Annotated in this window: 18 protein-coding genes and 1 tRNA gene; 1 reads left to right on the forward strand and 18 read right to left on the reverse strand. The window is 44.6% G+C overall.

Translation table 11 applies throughout. The features are described 5' to 3' along the window. The 15 genes from HYV65_02205 to HYV65_02275 all read right to left on the reverse strand — a co-directional run. Nucleotides 1–234 (reverse strand): hypothetical protein (locus HYV65_02205; GenBank protein ID MBI2463024.1); only part of this gene is annotated, 234 nt, incomplete at its 3' end. Between the two features lie 385 nt (nt 235–619). Beyond that, entirely contained in the window at nt 620–802 is a 183-nt protein-coding gene (locus HYV65_02210; protein ID MBI2463025.1) for a hypothetical protein, read from the reverse strand. A gap of 79 nt (nt 803–881) precedes the next feature. Continuing rightward, nucleotides 882–2,600, reverse strand: coding sequence for a hypothetical protein (locus tag HYV65_02215; protein MBI2463026.1), 1,719 nt, complete (start codon nt 2,598–2,600; stop codon nt 882–884). 3 nt (nt 2,601–2,603) lie between these two features. Continuing rightward, nucleotides 2,604–2,879 carry a hypothetical protein gene (locus tag HYV65_02220; protein MBI2463027.1) on the reverse strand — a complete coding sequence of 92 codons (276 nt, stop codon included), beginning with the start codon at nt 2,877–2,879 and terminating at the stop codon, nt 2,604–2,606. A gap of 128 nt (nt 2,880–3,007) precedes the next feature. Then, nucleotides 3,008–4,279, reverse strand: a complete 1,272-nt coding sequence (locus tag HYV65_02225) for a DEAD/DEAH box helicase (protein MBI2463028.1) — start codon at nt 4,277–4,279, stop codon at nt 3,008–3,010. Between the two features lie 254 nt (nt 4,280–4,533). Continuing rightward, nucleotides 4,534–5,502: a GTPase ObgE gene (obgE, locus tag HYV65_02230; protein MBI2463029.1), complete on the reverse strand. Its 969-nt coding sequence runs from the start codon at nt 5,500–5,502 to the stop codon at nt 4,534–4,536. A 124-nt stretch (nt 5,503–5,626) separates the two neighbouring features. Continuing rightward, nucleotides 5,627–7,093 (reverse strand): ABC-F family ATP-binding cassette domain-containing protein, encoded by a 1,467-nt coding sequence (locus tag HYV65_02235; protein ID MBI2463030.1) that lies wholly within the window; start codon nt 7,091–7,093, stop codon nt 5,627–5,629. A gap of 128 nt (nt 7,094–7,221) precedes the next feature. After that, nucleotides 7,222–7,422, reverse strand: a complete 201-nt coding sequence (locus tag HYV65_02240) for a cold shock domain-containing protein (protein ID MBI2463031.1) — start codon at nt 7,420–7,422, stop codon at nt 7,222–7,224. Between the two features lie 103 nt (nt 7,423–7,525). Then, complete coding sequence (locus tag HYV65_02245; protein MBI2463032.1) at nt 7,526–7,777, reverse strand: GIY-YIG nuclease family protein; 252 nt, start codon at nt 7,775–7,777, stop codon at nt 7,526–7,528. Between the two features lie 90 nt (nt 7,778–7,867). Continuing rightward, nucleotides 7,868–8,437, reverse strand: coding sequence for an MFS transporter (locus HYV65_02250; protein ID MBI2463033.1), 570 nt, complete (start codon nt 8,435–8,437; stop codon nt 7,868–7,870). Between the two features lie 470 nt (nt 8,438–8,907). Continuing rightward, nucleotides 8,908–8,978, reverse strand: a tRNA-Gln gene (locus HYV65_02255). A gap of 209 nt (nt 8,979–9,187) precedes the next feature. Next, nucleotides 9,188–9,970 (reverse strand): NUDIX domain-containing protein, encoded by a 783-nt coding sequence (locus HYV65_02260; protein ID MBI2463034.1) that lies wholly within the window; start codon nt 9,968–9,970, stop codon nt 9,188–9,190. Between the two features lie 22 nt (nt 9,971–9,992). Further along, nucleotides 9,993–11,117 (reverse strand): DNA polymerase III subunit gamma/tau, encoded by a 1,125-nt coding sequence (gene dnaX, locus HYV65_02265; protein MBI2463035.1) that lies wholly within the window; start codon nt 11,115–11,117, stop codon nt 9,993–9,995. A gap of 87 nt (nt 11,118–11,204) precedes the next feature. Further along, nucleotides 11,205–11,777: a cob(I)yrinic acid a,c-diamide adenosyltransferase gene (locus HYV65_02270; GenBank protein MBI2463036.1), complete on the reverse strand. Its 573-nt coding sequence runs from the start codon at nt 11,775–11,777 to the stop codon at nt 11,205–11,207. Between the two features lie 97 nt (nt 11,778–11,874). Next, a complete protein-coding gene (locus HYV65_02275) occupies nt 11,875–13,284 on the reverse strand; it encodes a phosphoribosylamine--glycine ligase (GenBank protein MBI2463037.1) in 1,410 nt (469 codons plus the stop codon). A gap of 322 nt (nt 13,285–13,606) precedes the next feature. On the opposite strand from HYV65_02275, the gene HYV65_02280 reads away from it, so the two are divergent. After that, nucleotides 13,607–14,944 (forward strand): NADP-dependent malic enzyme, encoded by a 1,338-nt coding sequence (locus HYV65_02280; protein ID MBI2463038.1) that lies wholly within the window; start codon nt 13,607–13,609, stop codon nt 14,942–14,944. 41 nt (nt 14,945–14,985) lie between these two features. On the opposite strand, the gene HYV65_02285 is transcribed toward HYV65_02280, so the two are convergent. The 3 genes from HYV65_02285 to HYV65_02295 all read right to left on the reverse strand — a co-directional run. Then, on the reverse strand, nt 14,986–16,308 hold the full coding sequence (locus HYV65_02285) for a Glu/Leu/Phe/Val dehydrogenase (protein MBI2463039.1): 1,323 nt from the start codon (nt 16,306–16,308) through the stop codon (nt 14,986–14,988). 246 nt (nt 16,309–16,554) lie between these two features. Next, entirely contained in the window at nt 16,555–17,046 is a 492-nt protein-coding gene (locus HYV65_02290) for a hypothetical protein (GenBank protein MBI2463040.1), read from the reverse strand. Next, a partial coding sequence (locus HYV65_02295; protein MBI2463041.1) for a hypothetical protein occupies nt 17,043–17,228 on the reverse strand: 186 nt, incomplete at its 5' end. The genes HYV65_02295 and HYV65_02290, both read right to left, overlap by 4 nt.

Below are 17,228 nucleotides of genomic sequence, written 5' to 3' on the forward strand. Positions count from 1 at the left end.
AAGATCTGCTCCAAAGCTGGTAGCTCCGCCCAGGTTGGCTATGCCGTCTACTTCAAAGGTTCCTGTGACATAGAGATCATCTCCATTAAGAGGGAGGGTGGGTGTGCCGTTGCCTAGTTGGATATTCTGGTTTAAGGTGATGGCGGCTTGTGTTAGGCCGCTGATTAGAAACACTGCTATGATAATACTGGCTATAGCGCTCCAGGTTTGTCTTTTTTTTAATATGGGTAGCATATTATATATATAGTTTAATGAATAAGAATATAAACTGGCAGACCTATAAATATAGTATATCATATACCCCCCCCCCCCCCCTGCGATGGGTAGGGTGTGGATAACTTTAGGTTGAGATTACAGAGGTTTAACTTTTACAAAACTTATACAGAATCGTTGGGGTGAGATTGAGGTTAAACCTCACCAGATTACATTGTTCCATTGCTCTATCGTTACATTGTTTCATTGTTGCATGGTTTCATGGTTACATAAACAATGGAGCAATGAAGCAATGAAGGGGCAATGGAATGGTCGGCAATAACTGCTCATGCGTCTTCAAAAGATTGTTATGGTAAAAGCCGCCAGCACTTGGCTAACGGCTTTAAGGAAGGATAAACGCCAGATCTTAGTCTGAGATTAGCACCTTGTGCCAGCCGGCCATATCACGCAAATATCTTTCCTCATCGCCATTATAGGGATAATCGTGAATGACTTCGCATGGATACCGATCGTCAGGAGTCATATTCGCGCGAATAGCTTCGTAAATAGCGATCTTCTCTTCGCTAGTTAATGGTCGTTGAGCTACCATGATGCCGCCGCCTTCCGCACTGTTTTATTTCCTTCCTAAAGCTAGATTAGCAAATTGCTGCAAAAATTCAATGATTAGTTTATTTAATAAGAATCCCCACAAACTGTTGCAAAAATTGCTTTGCTTGAAATAAAAGATTTGCCCCGAGTTCTGGCGCGCCAGAACTCCCATCCGAGGAAGGTTCGCTTGACGATGGAGACGACGGAGCAGTTTCAACCGGTGAAGTTTCAAATGTAGGCGTAGAAGCGCCTTCCGCAGGGACTTGATAATCAGACTGTGGAAAAAATTCGACTGGCGGTGGCGAGCCAACTCCTCCGTTTTGTTGCAAATTGAAATTTTCCATTGGCGGCAAATTTTCGTTATTTCCTGGAATAAAATTGCTTGGTGGATGCGACCCCTCGCCAGCTTCAATGGGTGGCGAACCCTCTAATCCTTCATTGTTGGGCGGAGAGCCAAATCCCTCCCCCTCTTGCTGGCGATGGTCTATACTTTCATTTATCGGAGGGCTTCCGCATTCTTCGGGGTGTTCCTGGCAGTATGCCATACATTCTTCTTGTGTTTGACAACCTCCAGGACCTCCCATCCTTTCTTCACTCCCCCTGAAATCATCGGGCGGCATCATAGATTCAAAACACACGCGCATTTTATCTCCCAAATCAGAAGACATCATGCCCTCTCCTGAAAGAATTTTATCAAGCTTGTTTTGCCCCACCGCCTGCACTAAACAATCTCTCACTTCAGGCGGAGCTTGGTTTAAAGATTCTTGTATTTGTCGCGCGCCCTCGTTCATTTTTTGAAGGTCTTCTTCAGAGATTAAGCCGTGCTCTTTTGCGAACAAAAAACAAGTTTCTTGATTTTCGGGGTTTTGGCAAAATTGTTCACATTCATTCTGCCCACTGCATCCTCCGGGTCCTTTACCCCCAGTTTTTCTTGCCATCTCCGCATCTTTTGAAGACATAAATCCAGCCGCTTCGGCAAAATTTATACATTCTTCTGTATGTTCCGGTTCTTGACAATATATATCGCATTGTTCTCTACCGCGGCAAGCGGGCGGATTCACCCCCTTTCTAATTGCGGAAAGGACCTGCCTTGCTTCTGCAAGTTCGTTTGGAGGAATAAGTTCTGCCGCTTCGGCAAAAATGATACATTCTTCAAAATGAGATGGCTCTCCACAATACACGTCGCAAGAGCTTTTACCGCCGCAGGGTGGCGGCTTTACTCCCTTTTTAATCGCAGAAAGAACTTTTTTTGCTTCTGCTAGTTCGTTTGGAGGAATAAATCCTGCCGCCTCTGCAAAAGTGATACACTCTTCCATATGGCTTGAATCATTGCAGTAACTGTCGCATTCATTTTTTGTTTTACATCCTCCGGGCAGAGTTGTTCCTTTGGCAAGAGCGGCTTGCACTTTTCTCCCCTCTGCTAACTCTTCTGGGGGAATGAGATCGTTTTTTTCAGCAAAATCAAGGCATTCTGCAATATGGCTTGTGTCATCGCAATACGCCTCGCACGCTCTACCCGTGCAACCACCCGGTCCTTCTTTGATCGTCAGGGCTTTTTTAGCTCTTTGAATATCTTGTTGTGAAAGCAAACTATACTTTTCCGCAAAAACAACGCATGCCTCAACATTTTGAGGCTGGTTGCAAAATAGTTTGCACTCCGATTCATTTTTACACGAGCCAAGATCGTCTATAGGATATACGATATCTTGTTTAGATAAGGCAGAGGCTCCTGCCGCAATTCCCGCTAATATTACAAGGGAAGCGAATAAAAACAGATGTCTTGAAACAGATGTCTTCATATTTTATTCAAAAGGATTTTTTATAGCGTCCTTAAAAGGATTTGTTTTTTGTGTCGGAGTGAGTTCGGGCACATTTTGTAAAGGATTAGAAGTAGACTCAATTCCCGGAAGTGTGCCGTAAGGCGCGGCTGCGCTTGATTCTTTTTGGGGAGAGGCTTGAGTTTCTTCAAGATTTTCTGGCTGCTGCATGTTTGCGCCGAAAAACTTCCATGCGCCATAACCCATGATAACAACAAAAGCAATGATGGCAAAAACAATAATGAATTTTTCCTGTTTCATGCAATAAAAAATAATTTATTCTACCTACGTTCTTATTTTATCTTATATTAGTATTTTCCGTCAAAGATTAGATTGTGTATAAGTTTCAAGATAATAAATAACACCTTGCGACCGCAAGGTGTTATTTATTATCTTCTATAACTTCTTTTCCTGTTATTGAAATGCTCGCGAGAGCGAACTAATCTATGTTCGCGATTATTGCTCGCATAATTAGTTGGTTTTGCTTCCACTGGCCTTCGTTGAAATGAAATTTCTGGAAGCTCTGATACTGGTAAAGTTTTTCTCATTAAGCGTTCAATGTCGCGAAGATCTCCTCTCTGCTCTGGAGTTGCAAGTGTAATTGCGTGCCCCTCCGCGCCAGCGCGTGCCGTGCGGCCAATACGGTGAATGTAATCTTCTGGATTTACCGGAATATCATAATTTATTACAAGCGAGATTCCTGCAACATCAATACCGCGGGAAGCAATATCAGTTGCCACAAGCACGCGGTATTTGCCTTTTTTAAACCCATCGAGAGCTTCGCGTCGCTGTGATAGCGAACGATTTGAGTGAATCTCGGCGGCTGTATGCCTCATCGCCTGAATTGTTTGCGTAAGCCGTTTTGCGATATATTTCGTTCTGGTGAAGATAAGCGCCGTACCCCGCTGTTGTTCCAAAAGTTTTGCAATAAGCGCGTTTTTTCCGTCTTTGTGAATAATAAACACTTCTTGGGTAACGCGTTCCGCCGTGGTGCCTGATGGTGCCACTTCAACGCGAATTGGCATCTGCATATATTTTGTAGCAATGCTCATAATTCCTTGCGGCATGGTTGCGGAAAACAGCATCGTTTGGCGGTCGCGAGGAATAACGCGCAAAATCTTTTCAATCTGCGGCGCAAAACCCATGTCCAGCATTCTATCTGCCTCGTCCAAGACAACGATGTTTACATTGTTTAGTTTAAGATAACCTTGCTGAAGATGATCGTTCAAGCGGCCTGGAGTTGCAATAATCACGTGCGGGTTTGCCGCAAGCGACGTTGTTTGCGGCCTCATTCCCATTCCTCCGATAAGCAGAGCTGTTCGCAAGCCAAGACTCGCGCCTATTTTGCGAAATGTTTCGTCTACCTGAAGCGCTAGTTCGCGCGTTGGAAGCAAAACAACCCCCTGACCCTTGTTTTCTGACAAGCGCTGAATCATCGGCACGCCGAAGGCGAGGGTTTTTCCAGTGCCTGTTTGCGCGATTCCGACAACGTCTTTGCCGGTGAGGGCAATAGGCATTGCCTGTAATTGAATTGGAGTTGGGCTTGTATAGTTTAATTTTACAAGTTTCTCAAAAAGAGGGACGGCAATATCCATGCCCGAAAAGCCCGAGGCACTTCCCGAGATATTTGTTGTATTTTGTTGTGTTTGATTGTTAGACATTGTTTGAATTATATGAATTATCTAAGCAGAATACCCTCCTTCGCCCCGCGACCGCAGGGCTTCCGCCGTCGCCAAGGCTATGGCGGGACAAGTCGGAAGGGTTGTTTTTCGTTTTGACAAAAAACAAAACCAGCATGCATGACGCTGGTGGAGAAGGACAAAGCGTAAGGCATTAAGACCGCTACGGCTGTTAGCTGTTACGCTCCTATACCTACTAGCATAGCAAATAATGAGTTTTTTGTCAATGGCACAGCTCATAATAATTTTCCGCGTTGAATTAAATTCAAAATCTTTTTTACTTTTTCCATACTATCCCAATCGTGAATGGAGATTGCAAAAACATTTTTGTTAATCTTTTTCAGAGCAGCAACTTTCTTTTTTGCATCTTTTTCTGGTATTAAATCACTTTTACTTAAAAATATATATTCTAGTTTCTGAATCAGCTCCTCGTTATAAGTTTTAAGCTCGTTTTTAATAACATTATAATCCTCTACTGGATTTTCCGATTCCGCGGAGATTAAATGAAAAAGAATCTTCGTGCGCTCAATGTGCCGTAAAAATTTTATGCCTAGCCCCTTGCCGCCCGAAGCGCCTTCAATAAGACCGGGAATATCGGCGAGAATTAAATCGTAATACACCCCTAAGCTCGGCTCTAAGGTTGTAAAGGGATAATTGGCAACCTTGCTGTTTGCTTTCGTAAACTCATTAAGCAAGCTGGACTTGCCCGCGTTTGGTAGGCCAATTAGACCGACATCGGCGATAAGCTTGAGCTCCAAACGCGCGTTAAGAGCATCTCCGGGCAAGCCTTTTTGAAATTGAGTCGGGCTGATATTCGTTGAAGACCTAAAATGAAAATTGCCCCTTCCGCCCTTGCCGCCTTTGGCAATGCAAATTTTTTGGCCTATTTTTAATATCTCTATATCTTCACCAGTCTCAAGGTTATGCACTACCGTACCAACAGGAACTTTTAAAATAATATCGCTAGCATCCCGGCCATTAGTAAATTGCCCTTGTCCTGCTACGCCGTTTTCCGCCTTGATATCCTTTTTGTATCTAAACTGATCAAGCGCGCTTAAGTCGGAAACACCCTCTAAATAAATACTACCGCCATCGCCACCGTTTCCGCCAACAGGCCCCAGACTCATCAAATTTTTATTAAAAGCCACGGCACCTCTGCCGCCATTTCCTGCACCAACTTTAATTGTTACGTCGTCGATGAGCATACGCCCTGCGTAATTGTCATCTCGAAGGCGCAGCAGCGACGAGAGATCTCTCGGAACTGCGGTTCCTCGAGATGACAATTATTAAAGTTTAAAGTAAAAACTAGCAATATAATAGTCTTAAGTCTTACTTCTCCAAATCCAGCACCTCATCAATTCGTATTTTAGCTACGAATTCAGGAACGTGCGATACTAATATCATAGCACCCTCATAGGAATCTAGCGCCTCGGCAATTAACGGAATATGGCGAAAGTTAATATGGTTGGTTGGCTCATCCAAAATTAATAATCCTGGTCTTTCCAGTACAAGGCGCGCGAATGCCACGAGCCCTTTTTGCCCTTCGGATAAGCTGCCGATTTTAGTGCGAATTGCATCCGCGGTTATTAAAAAACCGGCGGCAACACCGCGCATATGCTCTTCATCGCCAGTGCCAGTATGTGAGCCGATCGCGTTCATCAAAGATTCATAAACTGTATCATCGAAGTTAAGGGTTGAAAAATCTTGACGGTAATAACCAATCCTTACCCCCTCCGCGATTACCAATCCTTCCGCGCTATTCTTTGCAATCGCCTCAAGCAAAGTGCTCTTACCAATTCCATTCGGCCCGCGGAGCAATAGATGTTGGCCTTTTCGCAAAGAAATATCTGTTTTTCTTTTCGCAGGTTTTGAGCCTTTACGCATCACCGTAAAAGAAGAAATACGCACCATCTCGCCCACTAAGCCTTCCTGCGCAGGGATAGTAAATGGGCGAATGGTTTTGTCTTCCTTGCGCACGTCCACCTTTGCCCCCTCCATCTCCTCTGCTTTGGCGCGCATGCGTTTTGCGACCATACGCATACCCCCGCCTTTATTGGCAAAAAAATTTGCTTTCTCTTTATTTTCTTGTATTTGTTTTGCAAGCTGGGCGTTCTTTCTATTTTCTCTTTCAATACGAACGGAAATTTCTTTCACTACATCAAAATAATTACCGGAGTACTGCTCCACCTTGCGTGTGTGCACGTCAAGATATAACACGGCGTCCGTAAAAGTATTTAAAAAGTTTGCATCGTGAGAAATGACGATTACTGTTTTTTGATAATTAACAAGGAATTTAGTCAGATGCGCGATCCCCTCTTTGTCTAAATTATTAGTAGGCTCGTCCAGTAATAGCAAATCCGGATCTTGAATAAGCGCGGATGCAAGAAGCAAGCGCGCCTGCTGGCCGCCCGAAAAAGAATTTATAATTCTGTCGTGCCCTGCCTCTAAATGCACGATTTCTAATACCGCGTCAATTTTAGGGTCAATATCGTAAACTTTCTTGGTGAAACGTTTTTGAAAAAATTCGCTCACTGTAAGCTCAAGCTCATCGCGCGGGATAACTTGGCGCGCAAGAGCAGTTGTCAGGCCGCTCGCTATATTTATCTTGCCCGACTCCTGCTCCAGCGATTTTGTAATCAACTCAAATATGGTGCTCTTTCCAGCGCCATTTTGACCCATAAAAGTGCTTTTGGTACCGCGGCGAATTGAGAAATCGACCTCGTCTAAAATGGGCTTGTTATGCCCGTATTCAAAAGATACTTTTTCAAACGATATTATGCTGTCGGCTTTTGCCATAGAGAATATTAAGGTATCCAGCCGCTAGGCTGGATGATTTTGCTTCTATGTATATAAAAACGAGCAAAATCAGGTAAGAAAACCGCCCCGCAGATGCGGGGCGGTTTTCTCTTCGCGATCTAAAATAATTAGACGCGAGATACGTGTTCCGCGGCTGGGCCTTTCTCGCCCGATGTGTTGACTTCAAAAGTGACGGCATCGCCAACCTTTAATTCGTCAAACGTAACACCTTCCAATGCCGTAGAATGAAAGAAGAGGTCCTTTTCTTCGCCTTCGCGAGAAATGAATCCAAATCCTCTAGGATTAAGAGTTTTGATAGTTCCTTGCATGTGATTTGCTTTTTGCTTATATATTGTGAGAAGCTCGACGTAATTTCCCCAACTTTAATCATTATATACTATAATGGAGAATGAGGCAAGTCCTCGTTGACCACTACACTTCGCCTGCAATAAGTTTTAGCTTCTCTTCCCTGCTCCATCTTTTCATTTCAGCTTCTCTTTTTCTTGCTTCATTTAGTGTTGCGTATTGCTCCGAATGCACTAGTACTATAGGCCTTCTGATTTTTGTGTAGTGCGCACCTCTTTTTGACTCATTATGCTCCTTTATGCGTTTTTCAAGATTATTAGTACAGCCCACGTACAGCGTGCCGTCTTTGCATTTAAGGATGTAGACTATGAAGGGCATAAATTGATCTGGTTTTGTTCTTTATTATATCAATATCGCGCGCATAAGAAAAGCCCCATTGTTATATAGGGCCTCTTTACTACTTGCGCGTTAATTACTCTGCGCTAGATTGTCAAACTGCTGCGTATTATCTTCGCGTGGCTGAACAACTTTCATAAAAAGAATGAGAGCGGACGATATGAAAAAAAATCCAGCAATTACATAAAATATGGCTTCTATGCCCAACTTGCCGGCTACAATTCCTCCGACAATTATAGCAAGCGCTCCTGCAATACCGGTGGCCGCGTTCATCTTTCCCACGTCTTTACCCCGGGAATTTTTTTCCGTAATATCTCCCAGTAGGGCTGTGCTGGCAGTAACCTGCATAGCTCCCGCGATACCAAAAATAGTTTGCAAAATATAGAGCTCTGTGAGAGACGTAACCATTGTATAGAGCAGCATGATAACGCCGCTTATGATTCCGCCTGCGACAATAAACGCAACTCTTCCAAACTTATCAGACAAGGCGCCTACAAAATAAGTAGTAAGTGAATACGAAAAAACCCTAATTCCTACCGCAAAACCTAAAAATTCTATAGAACCAACAAGGTTCTGCGCGTAAATAATCCAAAAAGGTCCAAGTAATCCTAAGGCAAAAGAAACAAGAGCGTTAGCGGTCACAAACAAATTATAATTGCTGACACAAGTTCTTTTGACAATTTGCACTTTCTACTCCTTTCTTTTGACCTACAAATCAATCTGCTTTCGTGATAGCGAGCTACAAATACGAGCATAACTAATATGGAAGTCCCAAGCCACTGCGCGGGATGATTTTGCCTCTATAACCGCAAATAGAATTAGAGGTAGGGTTAGAGACGCAGTGCTGTTGCACTGCGCGATTTCGCCTTTATATATAATTTGAGATTTTACCCCAAGCGTTTATAAACGCTTGGGGTAAAATCTCAAATACATTATCAAATAGGTAGTCCAGTCACGCCGTTGCGTGACTGGATGATTTTGCTTTTATACAAGGTAACGCAGCCCTGCTGGGCTGCGCGATTTCGCTCTTATTATATAGGGATATTTGAATTAAATGTTGAGAACAACATCTAATTCAAATATCCCTACTTATTAAAAAGGAGCGAAATCGGCTGCGGGGCAGGGAATCGGACCCCAATTAAAGGCTTCAAAGGCCTCTGTCCTACCTTTAGACGACCCCGCAAATATGATTATTTATTCCAAGCCCTATATTGCGCCAGCGGTATCCGCTATTATAGACCTTTATCAGCCAGAGGCTGATCCGCCCATGGCGGAGACGACCCCGCAATGTACTATCACGCAAGCATAATAACACATTACAACCTATTTTCAAGATAAAACCCTGCCTCGCACGGTTGCGATGGCAGGGTCTTTCGCTATTTTTAAAACGGCTTAATCTCCGTATTTTGCTTCAGTATATTCCAAACGACGCACGGCATTGTAGAGAGCAATTGCCACAAGCGTTTTGGCGTCTGGCGTTTCAAAAAGAACATATGTAATCGGCACTACTTTAAGGGTAATGATTTCCCCCTCTGAACGCAAACCGGTCAGACGACCGGAAATATCTTCCAGCTCTTCGCGCGTTACATCTTTCCTATATAAGAAAAAACGTAGAAACTCATCGCACAGACCGACTGATAGATAAATGCCTTTCCAACGCTCGTCGTACACCATTGCCGTCATATCAACAAGATCTTCAACGCGAATCGTAATCCCCGTTTCTTCCGCAATCTCTTTTGCCGCCACTCCGGAAAAATTCCCGCTGCCATCAAGCATGCCTGCCGGAATTTCGGGGAAAGCGAAATTGCCAGTGGCGAGTCGAGGTTGTTGTGTAAGCACCACATATTCTTCGCCCTCACAGCGTAAAACGACCAGCATTGCCACCGCGCCACCCCGCAAAAATACAATGCCGGGCAACTTATGGCCTCGATCGTCTATAACATCCGCCTTAAACTTGATGAAAATAACGCGCCGATTTGGCGGCTGCCCTACAAAATCAACCGATTGGAAAAAAATAGAACGTATCCTGAACTTGGGATCCAGAGACCCGCACCATTCTTGAAATAAGGGGGAGTCAACCGCCTCTTTCCAATTTTCCCCAAAAACTTCTATTCGCACTGAATCTTTTTTCAGAACAATCCTTCCCATGCTCATCTGCATTGCCTCCTTTTTCATACTGTGACTAGTATAAACAATTTTATTTATTTATCAATGGTTGAGGAGTTGTAGTATTATTCAGCACCTCCACCACCGCAAGCTCGAGGGGCAATTGTGGAAGCGCGACGTATTTTGCTTCCGCGTCTGCTTTGATAAATCTTTGTAGCACTTTAATAAGTTGCTCCTCGGTTAGTTTGTCGCGCTGCGCCACAAACCTCGGAAGCTGAGTATCGTATATTTCCGGAATTACCGCGTCGTGCAAGGTCGGATTTACTTTTGTCAACAAAAGCCCGCGCGCGTATCTCACGACAGCTTTGCTTAACTGCTCCATGTCTTCGCCATCGGCGGCCAATGTTTCCAAGTACGACAGCGCCTTGTCCTTTTTTCCATCTGCTATAAAGTCCACGAACTCCGCAACTATGTCCATGTCTGGTAATCCAAGAAGATCGCGTACTTCGGCTGGATTTGGATTATCGCCAAATACGAGCACGCTTCCGAGTAAGCTTTCCGCATCACGCAGAGAGCCACCGCTTGCCGTAATTACATAATTTAAAACATCCTCGTCAATCGTTCGTTTCTCTTTCTTCAAAACAGTTTTTAGACGTTTTAGTAAATCTTCACGCGTCATGCGATGAAAGTCAAAACGCTGACAACGAGAAATAATTGTCGGTAAGACCTTATGAATCTCCGTTGTAGCAAGAATAAAAATGGCGTGTGATGGCGGCTCTTCCAAAGTTTTTAATAAAGCATTAAATGCTTCTTTGGTGAGCATGTGGCACTCATCCACCACAAATACTTTATACCTTCCCATCGTTGGAAGAAAACGAATCCCCTCGCGCAAATTGCGCATTTCATCAATGCCGCGATTTGACGCCGCGTCAATTTCTATAAGGTCAACTGCCTTGCCGGCGGCAATGTCGGTACAATTGGCACATTTATTGCATGGTTCCGCATCTCCTTTTTCGCGATTAGTGCAATTTACAGCTTTGGCAAAAACGCGCGCCATTGTGGTTTTGCCAATACCGCGAGGCCCAGTAAATAAATAAGCATGCGCGACCTCATCGCGTTTTAATTCATTCATCAAAGTTCGAATGACGTGCTCTTGCCCAACAACATCAGCGAATAGTTGGGGGCGATATTTTCTGTATAAAACTAAATTGGGCATAACGAATGTTTATGAATAATGAATCGTGAATAGTGAGTCATGCGACACGGCATTCATGATTCGTGATTCGCTATTCATGATTCGCGGTTAGTTCCGTTTCTCTCTTCCCACCCAAGTCGGTTGCGACTTGCCCGCTTCATGGTTCAAATATAACTCTAGTGTAAAGAAAAAGTCAGACAAGCGATTTATATAACGATATATTTCATGTCGCGCCGGCGTTTCAGGCACATCGCGCATCCATGTCACGAGCCGTCTTTCTGCTCTGCGAGATAACGTTCTAGCCATGTCGCAAAGCGCCGCTTCACGCGTGCCTCCGGGAAGCACAAAATGCTCTGGCGCCGCAAAACTCTTTTCCCATTTCTGGATTTGCTCTTCAAGATATGCGACTCTTTTTTTATCAAACACTGACAAGTGCGGAAAATTCTCAAACCCCGGCGCCGTGGATACATGCGACTCCGCGCGAAACAAATCGTCCTGCACGCGCGCCAAAGCCCTGTCTATTTTTTTTGATAATTCGTGCGAACGAATAAAGCCCACTAGCGAATTAAGCTCATCTATAGTCCCGTATGCCTCCACTTGAGGGATATCTTTATTGCATTTTTCTTTGCCGCCGAGCAAAGAAGTTTTTCCAGTATCACCTTGACCAATGTTGGGCTTCATAGAATTATAATCAGCGAATAACGAATCCTATACGAATAAATGAATCAACTACAGTGAGGTATTCGTATATTCGTACGCAATTCGTTATTCGCTGATGTTAATACAGGTATCCCCAAGTATGCAATTTGTCGCTATCAGATGCCGTCCAATTTGAACCGATATCAGTGCGATAAAACATATTAGGAATTAAAATATTTTGAATACGGCCGTAAGCCATGTGCCTCGCGTCCTCTACGGTCGTGCCGCTTCCCGTAATAACCAATAAACAACCAGAGCTTCCGGCGATACGCCAAATTCCATTATCATTTTTTAAATCTTCAATATGCACGCCTTCTAAGTTATCCTTGTTTTTAAACGTAACGGCAAGATCACGGTACATATTTATCGTGTCCGAATTGGCTTCTTTAGAAAAATATGACGGCACGAGAATACGAACGCCAATCTGAAACCCTCTTTTTGTTTTTAGCTCAAAATCTTCGCCTCTTGCAAGGCGATAAAGCCACTCGCCTTGCGGCATAGTAATGCCCTCCTGTTGTATTTGAATGGTTGGGTAGCCAAAACGCGAAGTAAACTCTAGCGGATATATTCCCCTGCCATTTACAATGCAATTGATATCAAAATACCCAACATATCCAGATTCGCGCATCGCCGGCAACATACGCTCAAGCGTTGAATGAAACAGCATATTCGGCGCGCTCCAATACATCAACGTGCCCATTTCGCCAGTAAACGGCCCGAGATCTCCTGGAAAAATACGCTTGTGCTCAAAGTTAACATTAATGGGATAAATAAAGTCGTGACCGTTAAAAAACGCGCCGACCGCAACCTCCACTCCGGCAACGTGTTTTTGAAGCAAAAATACTGGCGCTTGCTTCTGCCATAATTTTTTGTTTTGCTCCAAAAGTTCTATAAGATCGCGACCATCTTCTTCCTGCCCGAGAAACAGCAGTCCCTTGCCAGCTGACGGCGTATTGCCGCTTGGTTTAAAAACGTAACGCGACGGATTATCTTTGACAAATTGTATTGCCTCTTCGTAGCTTGAGAGCTGCCAACTGCGAAGCGTATTGATATTATATTTTTTCATTTCCGACTGGCCGAACTCACGGTCAATTTCCAGTTTATCCGTGTACACACTACCTCCAACAACAAGTTTTCCTTCTTTGCGCAAGCGATCCGCAATAGCTCCAAAGCCCACATCATCAAAGACAATAACGTCCGCCCAGTCTTTATACTGTTCCCACGCGTCAACTTTTTCTAAAAAACCATCATAAACATCCGCGTCTGATTTTGCTTTAATATATGCCCTTACCTCATGCCCTTCACGATTTAACTGCCAAGCCAAATCGCCGCTCAAACTTTCCAACGAAATAAATAAAAACTTCCGGGGCGTGAACGCGCCGACGACCGGTGGCGACTGTATTTTAATGATATTCTCTTCATTATTTTGTTCGGATAGTGGAACCGAATAGCTATTTTCCCCGTTAGATATTTTTTGTGTTTCTGGCATAAATTTACGCTAATATAGGTTCCGCGAAGCGGAATACAAAATTTTTGACTTATGAATTTTGACTTTGTATATATGCAAGTATAACAGGTTATGTTTTTTGCAACAATAATAATTTAACTAAAACAAAGGCGCGAATTTTATAGAGCCGCCAAGAAACCTGACGCGTCAACCTCTTTGACAAGCTCCTGCCGTGGCGGTACATTTATCATTGTAAAGATGGTTCCTTCAAAAAGTGATTAGGAGGAGGAACATGACGAACGTTTCTATGCCTGCAAATTACTATCGTTACATTTATCAAATCAGGGTTCAAAACAAGCCAGGCATGCTAGGCAGGCTTTTGAAAGCAATCAGTGAAGCTGAAGCGGGAATCGGTCCAGTAAGCCTTATTGATAAAACGTCGGAAACGGTGACTCGCAACGTGTGGCTGGCAATTTCAAGCGAAGAAATTCGCGCGCGCGTAGAATCAGCAATAAAAACCGCCGGATCAGAGCTTATTGCAATCCGCGACTCTGTTTTACTTGCGCACCAAGGTGGAAAAATTCAGGTTGTTCCTCGCGCTCCTATAAACACGCGCGAGGATCTTGCAACCTACTACACTCCGGGCGTTGCGGAGGTCTGCCAAGCGATAGAACATAATCCCTCTCTGGTGTATGAATACACGGCGAAAGGCAACATGGTTGCCGTTGTTACCGACGGCACGGCAGTACTTGGACTCGGCGATATCGGCCCTGAAGCAGGACTTCCCGTAATGGAAGGCAAGGCAATGTTATTTAAAGAATTCGGTGGAGTTGACGCATTCCCCATTTGTTTAAACACAAAAAATCCGGATGAAATTGTAAACATTGTAAAAGCACTCTCTCCCGGACTTGGCGGTATTAACCTTGAAGATATTTCCGCGCCGCGCTGTTTTGAAATTGAAGAACGTTTAAAGCAAGAACTGGATATTCCTGTTTTCCATGATGACCAGCACGGAACAGCTGTAGTTGTATTTGCGGCTCTCACAAATGCACTCGCCGTTGTGGGCAAAAAATTAAACGAAGTAAAAATAGTCATCAATGGCACGGGGGCAGCCGGCATCGCAATCGCCAAAATACTTATGAGCGGAGGCGCTGAGCATATTGTCGGATGCGACACACGAGGCACAATTTACAATGGCCGCCCAGAGCATATGAACAGCGCCAAACAATGGCTTGCCGAACACACCAACGCGGAAAGATTGCAAGGCAGTATTTTTGATGCGCTTACAAATGCTGACGTTTTCATTGGAGTCTCTGGACCCCGCATTCTTCACGCCCCCGATATCAAGGTTATGAACCATGATGCAATTGTATTCGCTCTTGCAAATCCAATCCCTGAAATTGAGCGCGAGGAAGCTTTGCAGTATGCTCGCGTTGTTGCCACGGGGAGCTCAAGCGACCCAAATCAGATCAACAATGTCCTTTGTTTCCCGGGACTATTTCGCGGAGCGCTTGATGTGCGCGCGAGAAAAATTAACGAAGAAATGAAGCTTGCGGCGGTAAATGCTATCGCAAGCTCAATCGCGCCCAAAGATCTTCATGCCGAACACTTTATGCCAAGCGCCCTTGATAAAAGCGTAGCGCGGCGTGTAGCTCAAGCCGTAGCAGATGCGGCGCGAAAAACCGGAGTCGCTCGAAAATAATTTATCAAAGAGGCCCCTGCCTATGCGGGGGCCTTATTATTTTAAATCCACGAAGACGTGATATAACGACGATGCTTATACATTAGCGCTTTTGCAATGCGGTTCATGGCTTTCAACCATGCCGCCTCGCGTAATGTTACCCCGTATTTACGTGCAAATTTAATCACTTCTTCCGCAGAGTCGCGCATTACCGATATAATCTCTCCTTGAACTTTCTTGTCAATCTCGGGCAGTTCTACTCTATGGTGTGGCGGCCCAAAACTCAAAGACCATTCAAAATAAGAAGCTGTTACTCCACCGGCATTGGAAAGAATGTCGGGAATAACCAAGATTCCTCGCTGATTCAGGATAGAATCGGCCTCCGCGTCTTCCGTGGGATGATTTGCAAGTTCAAGAATCCATTTTGCTTGAAGAAGAGGAGCGTTCTTTACCGTAATAACGTTTTCCATTGCGGCCGGCACCAGAAGATCGCACGGCTTTAGTAAAATGCTATCAGAAGAGCATTGCTCTCCCGCTACATGCGCGAGGCTTCCGTTGCGATCCTGGGGCAACGAACTTACATCAATGCCATTTGGATTATACACCCCTCCGGTAATATTGCTCACGCCTACCACTTTGTAACCGCGCTCCGTGACAAGGCGAATAAAATTTGCTCCAACCTGACCAAGCCCCTGCACAATCATCGTTGGCTTAGAGTTTAAACTAACAAGATTGCCACCTAATTTTTGGAGCATTACTTCAAAAACCTCAATCCCGCCAAGAGCAGTTGCTTCTTCACGCACGGGAAGCCCGCCATATTTTGGACTACGACCAGTCACAACCGCGTCATGTTTGCCCTGTGCCTGCGCCATAAACCTCGCGTGGATTATATCCATATGTTCTGACGTGGTTCCCATGTCAGTTGCCGGCACGTAATAGAATGGCGGCCTTGTGATATCCAAACGAATAAGAAAATCGGCAATTGCCTCAATAATACGATGAATCTCTTTTTGAGAATATTGCGTGGCTGGTTTCGGCAAACGAATACCAGATTTAGCGCCGCCAAACTCAAGATCAACAACACCGCACTTGAATGTCATCTCGACAGCAAGCGCGCGCAAAATATCTGGCGTTACAGCATTGCTAAGACGTATGCCGCCTTTATGCGGCCTATCGTCGGGATAAGGATTGTAGTGAAGCGCGAGGGTTAAAGTAAGACTTTCATAGGTTCCGTCGTCTAGCTGAACGCGAATCCTGTCTGGAGTAATTTCCCTAAACTTGAAATGCTTCAGCTCTTGCTCCACCGCCTCTGGAGGAAGGCAAAGTATTTTTCCCGTCCAATCAATTTGCCGAAAAAGCGAATCGACTAGCGACGCCGATGCCATTTCCACGCCTCTCTTTCATTCGCAAATTATAAAAGAATAGCTGCCCGATTACACTACCACGTTCGTTTTATTTTTCAAGCAGCAGCACCAAAAAAGAGTGTCGAGCAAAAAACCAGCATACATGCCATGCGACCTCAATCTAATGCCATGGCTTAGATTAAGACTATACCAGGTTCTACCATGTAAAAGGGATATTGAATGTCTACCATCCCTACGCCAAAAAAAGTACTCGACCCCTTTATTCCCTTATTCTGTTGGCAACGTGTACACTCGCAGTTCATCTGTAGCGAGCGTGATGGCACCGTTAACAGCATCACCCGTAATAGCTATACTCGTTATTGCTCCTACAGGCATTGCATTAGTCCATGCTGAGCCAACAGAAAAAACTGCTCCCTGGCCTTCTGATGCACCACCATAAGACCCAATCCCCGTCAAACCGTGGGTATAATTAGTTTCTCCGGGGAGCAACATAAACTGTGCCGTTCCATCTTGGGCTTCATTTGTACTACCAGTTCTCAAAGATGAAGCAAATTGAGACGTAGAGATAATCTGAATATCGTTGATTTTAATCCCCAATTTAGGCGCAGAAGCTGCTCCTGCTGTTTTTCGCCAGCGAAAAACGATCTTAACCCATGTCCCTTGAGATATATTAAGTCCGCTTACACTACTTAGGGTTGCAGCATCATTTCCGGTTGAAGTTGTGGTGCGTTCAGTTAGATCAGAACCTACTAATGTCATCCCTCCTCCCGCCGCCGCTTGGAACGTTGGAGCCGCTCCCGCGCGCCATTGGAGGTAAGAACTTGGGCGGCTGTTCCTGCGGCGACTGTTGTGGCAACGCCCGAAGCGTCCCAGGTGATAAGTTCACCGTCTGTGCCGTTTGCTAAAGCTGAAACAGGAATGCCCGTTACATTCGTCATCAC

The organism is Candidatus Spechtbacteria bacterium (assembly GCA_016188605.1).
In the GTDB taxonomy this organism is placed as follows: domain Bacteria; phylum Patescibacteriota; class Minisyncoccia; order Spechtbacterales; family JACPHP01; genus JACPHP01.